The 14,751-nt window shown below is 24.1% G+C and carries 11 protein-coding genes and 1 tRNA gene; 3 read left to right on the top strand and 9 right to left on the bottom strand.

What is annotated here, in order from left to right:
• Window positions 1-44 precede the first annotated feature (44 nt).
• Window positions 45-1,667, top strand: coding sequence for an arginine--tRNA ligase (gene argS / locus LQ356_RS01225; protein ID WP_405311995.1), 1,623 nt, complete (start codon window positions 45-47; stop codon window positions 1,665-1,667).
• Window positions 1,668-1,706: 39 nt separating this feature from the next.
• Here the strand turns inward: argS and LQ356_RS01220 are convergent, their stop codons facing one another.
• From LQ356_RS01220 to rpoE, 5 genes are all read right to left on the bottom strand, one after another.
• Complete coding sequence (locus tag LQ356_RS01220) at window positions 1,707-2,996, bottom strand: ATP-binding protein (protein ID WP_405311993.1); 1,290 nt, start codon at window positions 2,994-2,996, stop codon at window positions 1,707-1,709.
• Window positions 2,997-3,104: 108 nt separating this feature from the next.
• Window positions 3,105-3,197: transfer RNA gene (locus tag LQ356_RS01215), tRNA-Ser, on the bottom strand.
• 47 nt (window positions 3,198-3,244) lie between these two features.
• Window positions 3,245-4,540 (bottom strand): thermonuclease family protein, encoded by a 1,296-nt coding sequence (locus LQ356_RS01210; RefSeq protein WP_405311991.1) that lies wholly within the window; start codon window positions 4,538-4,540, stop codon window positions 3,245-3,247.
• A 35-nt stretch (window positions 4,541-4,575) separates the two neighbouring features.
• Window positions 4,576-5,301, bottom strand: coding sequence for a thermonuclease family protein (locus LQ356_RS01205; protein ID WP_405311989.1), 726 nt, complete (start codon window positions 5,299-5,301; stop codon window positions 4,576-4,578).
• A gap of 123 nt (window positions 5,302-5,424) precedes the next feature.
• Window positions 5,425-5,694 carry a DNA-directed RNA polymerase subunit delta gene (gene rpoE / locus LQ356_RS01200; protein ID WP_405311987.1) on the bottom strand — a complete coding sequence of 90 codons (270 nt, stop codon included), beginning with the start codon at window positions 5,692-5,694 and terminating at the stop codon, window positions 5,425-5,427.
• Window positions 5,695-5,957: 263 nt separating this feature from the next.
• On the opposite strand from rpoE, the gene arcA reads away from it, so the two are divergent.
• Window positions 5,958-7,190: an arginine deiminase gene (gene arcA, locus LQ356_RS01195; RefSeq protein WP_405311985.1), complete on the top strand. Its 1,233-nt coding sequence runs from the start codon at window positions 5,958-5,960 to the stop codon at window positions 7,188-7,190.
• Window positions 7,191-7,422: 232 nt separating this feature from the next.
• On the opposite strand, the gene LQ356_RS01190 is transcribed toward arcA, so the two are convergent.
• The 4 genes from LQ356_RS01190 to LQ356_RS01175 all read right to left on the bottom strand — a co-directional run bounded on the left by LQ356_RS01190 (window position 7,423) and on the right by LQ356_RS01175 (window position 13,904).
• A complete protein-coding gene (locus tag LQ356_RS01190) occupies window positions 7,423-8,694 on the bottom strand; it encodes an IS3 family transposase (protein ID WP_405311355.1) in 1,272 nt (423 codons plus the stop codon).
• Window positions 8,695-8,795: 101 nt separating this feature from the next.
• Complete coding sequence (locus tag LQ356_RS01185; RefSeq protein WP_405311983.1) at window positions 8,796-11,159, bottom strand: DEAD/DEAH box helicase family protein; 2,364 nt, start codon at window positions 11,157-11,159, stop codon at window positions 8,796-8,798.
• On the bottom strand, window positions 11,146-12,885 hold the full coding sequence (locus LQ356_RS01180; protein ID WP_405311981.1) for a site-specific DNA-methyltransferase: 1,740 nt from the start codon (window positions 12,883-12,885) through the stop codon (window positions 11,146-11,148). The genes LQ356_RS01185 and LQ356_RS01180 overlap by 14 nt, the downstream gene beginning before the upstream one ends.
• A 104-nt stretch (window positions 12,886-12,989) precedes the next feature.
• Window positions 12,990-13,904 (bottom strand): hypothetical protein, encoded by a 915-nt coding sequence (locus tag LQ356_RS01175; protein WP_405311979.1) that lies wholly within the window; start codon window positions 13,902-13,904, stop codon window positions 12,990-12,992.
• Window positions 13,905-14,167: 263 nt separating this feature from the next.
• Here LQ356_RS01175 and LQ356_RS01170 point away from each other — a divergent pair, with 263 nt between their 5' ends.
• Window positions 14,168-14,623 (top strand): hypothetical protein, encoded by a 456-nt coding sequence (locus LQ356_RS01170; RefSeq protein WP_405311977.1) that lies wholly within the window; start codon window positions 14,168-14,170, stop codon window positions 14,621-14,623.
• The last annotated feature ends 128 nt before the right edge of the window (window positions 14,624-14,751 follow it).

The following is a 14,751-nucleotide window of genomic DNA, read 5'->3' as shown; positions in this document are numbered from 1 at the left end:
AATAATATTATTATATACAATAAATATAATATAATAGTAATGTTATGAACTCAACAAAAAATAAAATAATTGCTTCTTTAGAAGAAGCTTTAAAGAAACTAAAAATTAATAAAAATATTGTTTTAATCGAATCAAAAGAACATGGGGATTATTCAACTAATTTGCCTTTAACATTACAAAAAGAAATAGGTAAAAATGCAATGGTTATTGCTGATGATATTATTAATAATATTGACCTTAAAAAATATAAACAAATTGCAAAAGTTGAAAAAGCTGCTCCTGGTTTTATTAATTTTTGAGTTTCAAATACAATATTAGCAGACACTATAAACTCAATAAATAAATTAAAGGATAAATATGGAAACTTTAATAATGAAGGAGTTATTAATGTTGAGTTTGTGTCGGCAAATCCAACAGGATATTTGCACATTGGACATGCACGTAATGCTGCAATCGGTGCAACATTATGTAATGTTTTAGAAAAAGCAGGTCATAAAGTTATTCGCGAATATCTTGTTAATGATTATGGAAATCAAATGAATAATTTAGCAGCATCTATATTTAGTAGATATCAACAAATATTTAATAAAGATTACCCAATGCCTGAAGATTCATATCGTGGTGGTGACATTGTTGAATTTGCTCAAGAATTTTATGGCCAATACAAAGACAAATATAAAAATGCTAAATATACAGACGAAGTGAGAATTTTCTTTAGAAAATTCGGTCGTGAAATAGCACTAAAAAATATTGAAATTGATATGAAAAGATTTGGAACATGGTTTGATATTTGAACATCTGAAACTGAACAGTATGAGAAAAATCTTGTTTGACCAGTTATAAATAAATTAAAATCTACATATAAAAAAGATGGCGCAACTTGACTTCAAACCACAAAAGGTAAAAAAGATGATAAAGACCGCGTAATTATAAAATCTAACGGCGACTCAACTTATTTATGTGCCGATATTGCATATCATGCTCAAAAATTTGAACAATTAAATGATCCTGAAAATGGAAAAATAATTGATATATGAGGCGCAGACCATTCAGGTTATGTTGAGCGTGTTAAGTTTTCTTTTGAAGATTTAGGTTATAGACGCGATCAAATTGAAATGGTTTTATTTCAATTATTAAGGGTTGTAAAAGATGGAAAAGAAGTTAAAATGTCAAAACGTTTAGGTACTTCTTTAACATTAAGAGAATTACTAGATTTAGTAGGAAAAGATGCATTACGTTTCTTTTTAATTGAACGTTCATATAATTCAAAAATTGATTTTGATATAGAAAAAGTTAACAAAAAAGATGAAACGAATCCAATGTTTATTATTAAATATGCTCATGCTCGTTGTTATCAATTAATTGAAAAATCATCATTTAAAAATCCAAAAGCTACAAACTTTGAAAATGAATATGCGCAAAAATTAATTAATGAATTAATTGAATATCCTGAATTAATTAAAACTATGGCAAAAACATATAAAGTTAATTTATTACCTCCATATTTATTAAAGCTTGCTGGCACATTTAATTCATTTTATTCAAATTCTGAAAAAATAATTGGTTCAAAAAATGAAGAAAGTTTAATTGCATTAGTAATGGCTACTAAAAATGTTTTAGCAAATGGTATGAAATTAATGGATTTAGATATTCCAAATAAAATGTAATAAAAAAATAATAAGGAGAAAAATAACTCCTTATTATTTTTAATCTTTTAAAGTTGTTATGGGAACAACATAAACATTATCATCAAACTGATAAGCTTTTGTGCCTGCTGTTAATATCATAATAAATGATGGCAAAGAATTATATTTATCAATCACTAAAGATGCAAATTTTTTAATTTTGTCAATTGCTTTTTTAATTATTTCCATATCATCATTTAATTTAATTTCAATTAATGCTCACTTGCCATTATCTAAATGAATTATAGTATCAATTTCAAAATTATTTTTATCGCGATAGTGATGAATAGTTCCTCCAATTTTTTCAGCATATATTCTTAAATCACGAATGCACATATTTTCAAAATATAAACCAAAAGTATTTAAATCTTGTAAAAGATCATTTGGTGAAATTCCAAGTGCCGATATTCCTATTGATTGATCTAAAAAATATTTTGTTGAACTAGTTCGAATCACTGTATTTGATCTTAAATTTGGTAATCAAGCATTTGACTCTTCAATAATAAATAATTCTTTTAATTTATCAAGATATTTTTTAATTAATTTTTCAGAATATTTTATTCCAATAGAACTATTTATATCATCTGAAATAGTCTTAAATGATACTTGTGAACCAATATTTCTTGAATACGACTTTAATAATGCTTTTATTAAATCATTGTTATTATAATTTTTATTTGTGAACCCAAAATCAAAATTAACTAAACTTTTATAATACAAATTAGATGTCAATAAGGAGATTTTTCTATCTTCACATAAAATTGATTCAGGTCATCCACCACGACAAACATAATATGCAATATCTTCTAGAGGTGTATTATTCAATATAAAATTATCTAACTTAATTCCGTTAAATAATTTAGCCAATGATATATCTCCTGTTGATTCTAAGGATTCATATAGTGACATTGTTCTCATCATAAATTCATTAATTCTACCAATTCCTGAATGGTTTTTAAAACTATTATCAGTAGGCATTGTTGAACCAGTTAAAATAAATTGCCCTTTTTCATTTCTTTTATCAATTTCGTATCTAATGGAATTTCAAATAAAAGGAATTTCTTGTCACTCGTCAATTAATAAAGGTGGTTTTTTATTTAAAAATTCTGCAGGATTTCTTTTTGCTTCTAATTTTAGAATATCTTTATTCATTTCATCTTGCATATATATTTCACTATTAGCAAACCGTTTAGCAGTTGTTGATTTACCACATCATTTAAGGCCTTTTATGATGACTGCACCACTAGCTTTTAAATAATCTTTTATTGTTTCATCACATATTCTATTCAAATATTTTTTATTATTTTGCATATTCAAATTATACATTTTTTCCGAAATGGCGCATAATTTTTTCTTAAATGGCGAATAGTTTTTTCCGAAATGGCGCATAATTTTTTCTTAAATGACAAAAATAAAAAATGGCGGGTAAGAGAAGATTTGAACTTCCGCGAGAACTTTCGTCCCCCTACAGTCTTAGCAGGACCGCCTCTTCGACCACTTGAGTACTTACCCAAACCAAAATAAATTATAATGTAAAAAAGTATAATTAAATAAATTTATTATCTTCACGGATATATTTCATCGTAATTTGCTAATGGCGATCAAATGCCTTTTTTTAATTTTTTTGATTTTTCTTGAGCTTTTTCTAATAGATTATAATATGCTTTATTTTCAGTATAATATTTACTACCTTTAGAAAGTGAAATATAATTTTTTCTGGCTTTACCTTCAAGAATTAACTTTTCATTTAAACAATGATATCTACCAAATTCGTCTCGATAATATATTATTGCTACTATTCGACCATAATGGTCTGAAATATTTGTTTGTCCATTTTTAGTTTTTTGAGGGACTGCATATATTTGCGTTGGCCTAAATTTATATTTAGAATATGTTGACAATAAACCATTTAAAGCATAATATTCAGTAAATTTAGCTGCATATGTTGCATATTCTTTTTGCATACCTGTAGTAGGATTAAAATGCCCTGTTTGTGGATCCTTTTTAAATGATTCAGGCGTATCAATTCCATTAAAACGATATTTTTTACCTTTTGAATCTAAGAAAGTATCACCATCTACCACATAGTTAACAGTAATTGGAGTAGCATAATTTGCTTTCAACTCATTTTCAGAAATTGGATAAGGGATTTTTTCAAGGCCTTCGTCTGGTTCTAATCCTTCGAAATACTCTTTACCTTCTGAATTAGTATTAGTTTTAAATCCTGTAATTTCAAATGTTTTAACTAAACTCTTTATTTTTGTATTAGATCTCAATGTTAAAAAAACAGTTAATTTTAGTATTCCTTTGTCAGCTTTTGATTTATCTAAATTTAAATTAAGCAAATATTTTTGTTTATCAAATCCTTCAAATGTAAAATCAGACAAATCAACATCTTTTACAAAAGTTTTATTTTTATCTTTATTAAAATGCGGAAGTTTTAATTTATTTATTTCATTATTAATTTCTTTAATTAATTGTTCATCATGAAGATTTGCCTTACTTTTAAAACCATCAATTTGGATTTTCTTAACAACTGTTTTATTAGTTCTTTTAGATTTTAGTTCAATAAATAAATCTATAGATGTTTCACTTGATTTTTTAATACCAAAAATTGAAGCCTCATATTTTGAATAATCAATATTAGAAAATGATATTAACTTTTTATAATCTTGTTTAATAAATTCATCAACTGTATATTTTAATTTTGTTTCATTAGAAATATTAACATTTAGTTTTCTAACTTCTAAATCTAAATTTTCGTAGGCAATACATGAAATAGAAATTAAGGGAGAAATAAACATTGTTGTTCCTAAAAATGAACCTAAATATTTATGTGTATTTTTATTTTTCACATTAAAATTATATTATTTTAATTAAATAACTAATTTTAGTTAGGAAATATTTTCGAAAATAAATTATAGTATTCTCAAATTCCTTTGTGTTTTGTTCTTGCTAAATCTTGGGAGGATTCAAGTAATTGAAAATATTTAACATTATTAGTATAAAAAATATTATTTTTTGAAAGTGAAATATAATTCATTCTTGCTTTGCCTTCTAACAATAATTTTTGATTTAAGCAATGATATCTACCAAATTCATCTTGGTAATAAATTATTGCAACTATCCGTCCATAATAATCAAAAATTCCATTTTTAGTTTTTTGAGGCACTGCATATATTTGTGTAGGACGAAATTTATATTTAGAATAAGAAGGCAATAAACCTTTAAGCACATAATATTCAGTAAATTTATGAGCTAATGTAGCATATTTTTTTTGAATTCCAATGGTAGGAATATATTGATTGTTTTTTCTTATGAATGATTCTGGAGTATCAATTCCGGCCAATCGATATTTATTTCCTTTTGAATCTAAAAAAGTATCCCCATCTTTAACATAAGATACATTAATAGGCATTGCAAAATTTTCTTTCAATGTGTTTGATAATTTATATGGTAATTTGTTCAAACCAATATCATTTTCTAGATTTTCAAAATATTCTTTATTACCTTTAGAATAATTATGTTGAAAATTATTTATGCAACTAATAGTACATAAACTAATTTGCGCGGATAAAAATCCACAGAATAATATTTTTTTAACATTTTTATTCATAGTTAATTTCATATTATCATAAAGAAAATTTGATTTTAAGAAAATGATAAAAAAATGGAAATCTTTGAGAAATCCATCTTTTAATTTTCCTAAAATATTTTATAAATAAAGAAATTATGATTTTTATTCTTTATCTTTATTTATTATTTTTGGTCTAATGGCAGTTCAAGTACCATCAGAATTTCTAAAAAATCTTCCATCAATAGTAAATAACTTATACATTTCGCCTTGTTTTTTAACAAGTAGGTCTTCATCAGATATCTCTCCTGAAGATTCAGCTCTTCAAGTTGCATATAAAACTTTTTTAGTTTCTTCAAATATTTCTGAAAATTGCATACCTTTGCTATTTCCTAATATTTTTTTAGCAACATCAGCCATTGTAATTTGTTCCATAATTAACTCCTTTAAACGAGAAAAATAAAAAGAAAGGTAAATTTAAAAGATAAATATTATTAAATACATAGTAATTATATATTTTATGATTAAAAAATATGATTTTTAAAAGAGTATAATTTATATTGTATAAATAGAAATTTTAGAAATAAATGCGCTGAACAAGTTCAGACTTGAATATTGTACCACAATATAATTTGTTTTTAAAATAAAATTTATACATTAAATCGGATTATTTTATATATGAAAGGAATTACACATAAATGTCTGTATTTAGCAGTAAATTTAATGGAATTCATGTTTATTCAGAAATTGGTGAATTAGAATCAGTTTTGGTACATGAACCAGGACGAGAAATTGACTATATTAGCCCATCTCGTTTAGACGAATTATTATTCTCAGCTATTCTTGAAAGCCACGATGCTAGAAAAGAACACAAAGAATTTGTTCAAATTTTAAAAAATGAAGGTGTTAATGTTGTTGAATTAACTGACCTTGTTACTGAAACTTATGATTTAGTTGATGCAAAAACTAAAGAAAAATTATTGGATGAATTTGTTGATGATTCAGAACCTGCTTTAACTCCTGAATTAAAAGCTGCAGTTAAGAAATTCTTAAAAGCTAGAAAATCAACACGTGAAATGATTGAATATATGATGGCTGGTATTACCAAATACGATCTAAAAATTGAAGCCAAAAATGAATTAATTGTTGACCCAATGCCTAACTTATACTTTACACGTGATCCATTTGCATCAGTTGGAAATGGTGTAACAATTCACTTTATGCGTTACAAAGTTAGACAACGTGAAACATTATTCAGTAGATTTATATTCACAAATCACCCTAAATTAATGAAAACCCCATGATACTATGACCCTTCAATGAAATTATCAATCGAAGGTGGAGACGTATTTATTTACAATAATGATACCTTAGTAGTTGGTGTTTCAGAAAGAACTGATTTACAAACAATCACTTTATTAGCTAAAAACATTAAAGCTAACAAAGAATGTGAATTTAAACGTATAGTTGCAATTAATGTTCCTAAATGAACAAATCTAATGCACCTTGATACATGATTAACAATGTTGGACAAAGATAAATTCTTATATTCACCTATTGCAAATGATGTATTTAAATTCTGAGATTACGATTTAGTTAATGGTGGAGCTGAACCTCAACCAAAAGAAAACGGATTACCACTAGATAAATTACTAGAATCAATCATCAATAAAAAACCTATATTAATTCCTATTGCAGGAAATAATGCTTCAGATATTGAAGTTGCTCGTGAAACTCACTTTGATGGTACAAACTATCTAGCAATTAAACCAGGTGTTGTAATCGGATATGCACGTAATGAAAAAACCAATGCAGCTTTAAAAGCAGCAGGAATTACAGTATTACCATTCAAGGGTAACCAATTATCACTAGGAATGGGTAATGCACGTTGTATGTCAATGCCTCTTTCACGTAAAGATGTTAAATGATAATTTAATATCTAATCACCTTTATTATTTATTTTCTTAAAAAATCAATTATTCCTATATTCTTATTATTAAATATTGAAAATCCTTTTTTTAAATAGTATTTCTTTCGAAATTTATTGTTATTTTATTTTGGTTTTCATTTTCATTTTTCCTCCTTTCTTTAACTTAAATAGAATAAAAATGATTTCTTATTTATAATTAAAAATATATAAAAAAATAAACTAGGACAAATTAATTAGACTCAATTTATTTGTTTTGTATAGGCCTCTCATAATTCATGAGGGGTTTTTAAATTGAATTTCTTAATAAATCTTTCATTATTATATCAATTAATAAATTGGTCAATTTTTTCTCTTAACTCATCAAATGTTAATGTTTTAACTTTTTGTTGAAAAATAGGAAAAATTTCAGTTTTTAATATCGAAAAAAAATATTCAATTTCTCTGTTATCTAAAGAATTTCCAACTCTTGACATTGAAATAATTCCATTATGTTTTTTCATAAAATTTAGATAATCATGTGAAGAATACTGATATCCATGATCTGAATGAATTATAAAATTAGACGGAAATTTTGTTGATGAAATATGTTTCATTACAAGAAAAACATCATTGTTTTTTGATAAATTTCAACTTACAATTTTTTTGGTCTTGTGATGAATTAATACTGATAGATAAACATGATTTTCTCTCACATCTTTTGGTGAAGGAATGTATGACACATCAGTAGCATAAATATCATTATTTTTTCCATCATAATCTCGATTAGCGATGTTTAAAAATTTTACATTTGTATTCTTTACTTCACGTTTTCTTTTTGCTTGTCTTATTGAACAATGCAAGCTAAGTTTTTGCATATATCTACCTAAAGTGCGTGCATTTATTGAAATATTATTATTTTTCTTTAGAAAAATAGATAGTCTTTCTCTTCCAAATCTACCTTTATTTGTATTAAAAGCTTTAACTATTTCCATTTCATATTTAATTTTTTGTGTTTTGCTATTGCTTTTATTTTTCAATCTATAGTAAAAGGTGGATTTTTTTATACCTAATACATTCATTATTCCAGCGTTTGTTAATTTATTTGAAATTGTCTTTTTAATTTTCTTTACAACTTCGTCCAAATTTTTACTTTTATATTTATCAAGTATTATTTCATAATAAACGTTTAGTATTAATTTTTTAAGATCTTCTTTACTTAATTTACTCAATGCTTCATCTTGCAATTTTTCTCTTAATTCATCATCCTTTTTATTCTTTTTTCTTCTACCAACATTTTTGCCTTTTTTAGGAGCTTTCCCGGTCTGTGATTCTATATTCATACCTAAATTATAATTATTAAATTTGGTTTTAATCAAATGTAAAGCATTCTTTCAATAATTGATATTTTTCTTTGTTATTCGAATGTATTTAGACATAAATTCTTTTTTTGTTATGTCATAGTTAATATATAGTTCGTATAAATTAAAAACTTTTAATCATTCATTTTTCTTTAAATGTCTACCCATTAAATCCCTCTTTTCTTAAAAATGATAAAAAAACTCATAACGTTAATTATGAGTCTAATTTTTTTGTCCTAGTTTAATTTAATTAGGGGGATTAATTTTTTTTATTTTACTAATTTTCTAATTCAACTTAAATTATTAATTTTATTGCTTATTAAATTATCAATTTCTTTATTACTTGAATATCCTTTAAACATTAATTTATCATCTTTTACTCAGCAAATTGCGATTGTTAAACTTTCAATTTCTTTAAATAGAGGAATAGAAAATTCTTCAATATATTTTTTATAAGCCTTTAATAGTGATTCTGATTTTTCAGGAATTAAATCATTATCATTTTTCACCTCAATCACTAATTGATGTTTTTGGTTATTTTTTTCTATAACAATTAAAATATCTGGATATGAATTTAAAATTGAATTGTTAGTTTCGGAATAATATTGATATGAAATACCTTCATGAACTGGGTTTTTAGTCCATATTTTAATATTATTTGTTAAATCTTCATCATCAGCAATAAAATCACTTATTCTACTAAGAAATTTATTTTCCGCTTCACTATCAGTATAATGTTTATTTTGATCACTATTTTTTATAATATTTTGATAAGCATAATGTTCATCCGAAATATTTATTATATTTTTTTTACTTTTACTAATACTAAAAATTTGAGGCAATGTATTACTAAATTCCAATAAATATTCTTTATCTCTTGTTTTTCTTTTTATAATTTCTATCCCTTGCTTATATTCTTCAACTATTAAATCAAAATAATTATTTTTCAATACATATCAAAACAAATGAATTGAATTTTGAAATTTTTGCTTATAAAATCAAGATTTTATATTTAAAATTATATCTTTAGTCAGAATATTAGAATTTTGCACTTGAAATTTATTATTAAATTTTTGTAGCTCTATAATGTTATAAATTTTTTGATAAACACAATCTCTTTCATGATTATTTTTATCTTTATATTTAATGACTAATCCTTTTAAAAAACCATTTTTATTGTAATAATCTAATGCTTCATTAAGATAAAATTGAACTTTATCTTTATCTAATAATGAAATAATTTTTTCATTGTATTCTTTGCTATTTAAAATTTGTTTATGAATTTCTAAATTGATTTTCCCAGAACCAAATTTTATATGATTCTGCATATATTGCTTTTTCAATTTGTATGTAACAATTTCGCTTGAATTTTTTACATCATTATTTGTGTAGATAAAATATTGATTAGCAATAGATTCATTTGGAAAAGGGTAATTCGGATTTGGATTTCTTTTAATTCTACCAATCGTTTGTATATTTAAAGTATTAGATGATACATTTCTTAATTGTATCAACATACAAGCTCTAGAAATATTTCATCCCGTTGCAGGGCCGACTTTAAATATTATTGTATCTATATCAGATGAATTTCTTGATATATCTTGTAATGATTTTATTGCTCTTTGATCTGAATCAATTTTTTCAGAGCTAAAATATTTTGCATATGTTAAACCGTTTTCTTTTAATGTTTTAACTATTAAATTAATATTTTCTTCAAATTCTTTTTCATTTCCCTTAAATTTATCTGAAACTTGAATTAACATTGCAGGATTAATATTTATTAATCCTGGTTCATTCTTAAAATCTATATATTTATTTTTAATTTCTTTGAATTTTTTTATTGCAATTTGAAGCAATTGTATATTATCAATAGTGCTTGATTTTTCAAATCCCAACCCAGAATTTTGTTCCATTTTATTTTTGAGCAAATGAATATTGTCATTTTCTAAATCTTTTTCAGTAATAATAACTTGCTCATATTTCCCTTTGGGAGTTGCAGTCATCTTTACTATAAAAGAAGCTGCTTCTTGAATTTTTTTCTCAAATCTTATATTTTCATCATTTGACTTAGAAATATCATCATCATAATCTAAAAATTTAGATGCATTTTTTTCTTCTTTTTCTGATCCAACATGAGCTTCATCACGAATATAAATTAATTTATAATTTTCTTTTTCAATTTGATCTAAAAATGCATTAAATATACCTTGTTCAGTATATATTTTCCCTTTACCAAATGATTGAGTTCCAAAAATTATTATTTCATTATTATTAGCAATAATACGATAATCACCATCTTTTAATCTATCAGAAGAGCTTGAAGGGGACTCATATCTTTTAACTTTTAAATTTTTATTTTCTAAATAAGATAAATATTCATTAATATTATTTTCCATTTGAATTGGTAATTTTGCAGATGAAAGTGTAGCAATAACAAAAATAATTTTTTGATCTTGATTCAAATCATGATGATATATTGAAGCTTTATCAATAAAATTACTAATCATAAAAGTTTTGCCTGAACCTGTTGGTGCTTTAAATTCAATAATTTTATTTATATTGTCATTATAAGATTCTTTAAAATATTCTAATAATTCATCGACAGCTCTTTGTTGAACACTACTTAGATTCATTCGTTGTTCCCTTTTTCTCTAAAGCATTAAGTTGACTTAGAATATTTAATTTTTGTTCATTATTAATTTCAGTAGACTTTAAATTTAAAGAATTTAGCAATTCATCAAGTTTTTTTAATAATTTTAATGAAACATCATCTGATTCATCTTTTTCTCTTTTATCTATTGATGCATCATAATATTCAATGTTATAAACATTTAAATTTTGTTTGTATGGATCATTTTTTTCTAATCATTTAAAATTATCTTCACCTTTAGTGCCTTTACCATTATTAATACGATAAAGTCTTTCATAAGTTATATTAGATCCAATATTATTTTCGTTATTCGTTACAAGTGTATAAGTTCTAGAACCGCCATCTTCACGATTTAGTTCTAAAACTGCATGTCCAGTTGTTCCTGAACCGGCAAAGAAATCTAAAATACGAGCATTTTTATTTAAATGTTTGGAAACTATCCATTTCAAAAAATCAATTGATTTTGGGTATGAAAATTTTTTTTCATCTAACACATCTATTAAAATTTGATTACCAAATTTTCTTGTATCAAAACATTTAATTGTAGTGTCTTTAATTGCATCGTTTCACCGATTTTTGTGATAAATATTTTTTTTATTATCTTTAATTGAAAAAAATAATTCTGTTTTAAAATCACTTAAGAATCTATCTGCCGCTCAATTCCATGGATATTGAATCCCTTTTCTAATTCCTGGTCTAAAGGAAATATACCCTTGACTTAGAAGTTCAGTATCAAATTCACCAAACTTATGATTATTAACATCATATTCATTTTTAATTTTGGCATCATTTATTTCAGGGTTATAATAAATAGTATACCCTCTATTTTTGTTTTTTTCAAGAGGTGAATTAATAGAATCAAAAGCATTAGTTATTGCAAAAAATCCTTTTTCATCTTTATACTTATATTTTTTAGCATCAAATTCTCTAGAATTTTTAGTATTTATTTCATTAAAAATATTTTTCTTATAAAACAAACAATATTCATGTTGCAATTTAAATGTTGAACTATTATTTGCACCTTGAGCAGTTTTGTCAATAACAAAATTACATACAAAATTCTCTTCGCCAAATATTTCATCCATTAAAACTTTAAGATATGCTTGCTCATTATCATCAATTGATACAAAAATAACACCATCTTCTTTTAAAAGTTGGCGAGCCATTATTAGTCTTTCTTTCATCATATTTAGTCAACCATTTCGACTAAATTTATCGCGATAAATAAATTTGGAAGCAGAAATGTTTTCGTTATTATTAGCTGATACATTTCCATCAGTTTTTGCAGATTCTGTATTATAAGGAGGGTCAATATAAATTATGTCAAAATCGCTATGCCCCCCCCCAGTCATTGCTCTTATTTTTTCAATTTGAATTAAATTTTTTAATGCATCATAATTTTCACCAATTATCAAAGAATTTTCGAAATCAGATGCATTCATAACATTATTAGTAAAAGAACGTTTTTCATCTTTTACTAATAATGCAATATTTGTTTTGCTTGTTGAAGGTGCTTCATCAAATGTAAATCCTATTTTAACCCTTTGATTTAACATTTGATAAGCATTTTGAATATATTTAGGATCAATTTTAGTTAATATTTCCTTAATTAATTCTTTTTGGTCTTGATTTAATTCAATATCAGGAGTATTATTAACTTTTTTGATATATTCATCTATTAATTGTTGTTTTGGATTTTCATTATTCATATATTTTGCTCCTTATAATAAAAAATTCTTATTTAAATTTTATATTAAATAAGAACATATAAGAACATATTTATATTTAAATTTTATAGTCAATTTAGATAAGCTTATTCAACATAATTATAGTTAACTAACTCTCTACGTTTTGAAGCTTTTTTAACAAGTGATTTTTGATATAGTTTATCACTGTTAACAACACCTTTATTAATACCATAACCTATCAGTCCAAAAATTACAAAGAATATATTTGAAACTAAAAAAGTATACAAAGGATAGCATAAGTATAAAACTTTTGGAGTTATAACAACTTTTCCTTTAGTTAATGAAGCAACTACTTCAGCAAATGAATTACGAAGACGATGTGATATATTTAATAAGTTAGGAATTCAAGTAAGTTTTTTAGCTTCTTTTACTTGCCATAATATTTCATTGCCAAGACCCGCAATAGCTCATAGTATAACAAAAATAATAAAAGCATTTAAAACTGTTTTACCACTAAATTTAGTTACTCCTGTAAATAGGAATAAAAGCCCAAGGAATAACATAATTCCATGGAATATCGATGTATGATAATTTAAAAGAGTTGATGTAGTAAATACATCACCAGGATATACTAACAGAACAAATCCTCCTCCATATAAACAATATACAGTTATAAAGTCTAAAATAATTGTTCTAAATTTTTGTTTTGGAATAAAAAGATAAAGAGGAATAAAATATAAAGGCATTGAACATAGCACAAAAGGAAATAAATGCGGCGCTTCATATTTCCAATACCATCCACCTTTTCCATCAAGATTAATTCCTCCATAAAGTTGTTTAAATAATTCAATAATTACTAATATAATTCAAGATATCAGCAAAATATAATATGTTCATTTATTTTTATTTTTGCTTTTTAGCATTAAAACAGTAAATAAAATCACAAATGATAGTATTATCAAAACAACAATTAAATGAAATAAACCAAAGGCTTTTGGCTCAGTCATTTTTGCATTCAATAAGTTATAAAATTTAACCATAATTGTTATATTTTATAATATGTTTAATCTTTTTAATAAATTTAATAATTAATTAACTAATTCTTCTTGAGGCAAGTTTAAAAATTATCATCTAGAACGCAATTCAATTATTTAAAATTTGAAATTCATTTTTTGTTAATTTGGAAAATTTTGATAAAACTCACTCTTAGTTTTCACAAATTTTTACCAATTTTAGTTTTTCTTAATTTCTTTATATTAGAATGTAGATATAAAATGAATAAAAATACAAAAAAGGAGGTTAAATGAAATTTAAAAAAATCATTCTTAATCTTGAAAGTGAAATTGACTTAAAAACATGATCATCATTAAATAAATCTCATAATTATTATAATGATATAAAATTCTATTTATTGCATGATGAAGAAAATCCAAAAATTAAATATGTAATTTATATGTTTAATGAGGATAGTAAAATCATTAAAGATAAGAAAGACAAAGCTATGAAGCAAAGTGAATTTCAACAAACAGTTTTAATGGCAATTGACAAAATCAATATAAAAATTGATAAAATGGATACTGAGTTTCAAGATTTTAAAAATTATGTTATTAAAAACTTTAATAAACAAGAAAAATTCAATGAAGAACAAAGAAAATTTAATGAAGAACAAAAAAATTTCAATGAATCATTTTCTAATCGAATAGATTCTATAGAAAAAAGACTTACAAAATTAGAATCATTTCATAAAGATGAATTATAGATATTTAATAATCTAAATTTATAGATTAGAATAAAATATAGCTTATAATTAAAACTCGCTATATCTATTCTTATAATGATATAAAATTTTATTTATTACATGATGAAGAAAATCCAAAAATTAAATAT

It is taken from the genome of Metamycoplasma faucium, from assembly GCF_045160055.1.
Classification (GTDB): Bacteria; Bacillota_I; Bacilli_A; order Mycoplasmatales; family Metamycoplasmataceae; genus Metamycoplasma; species Metamycoplasma faucium.
Note: the sequence above shows the minus strand (reverse complement) of the source record. Positions and strands in the feature narration are given on the sequence as shown.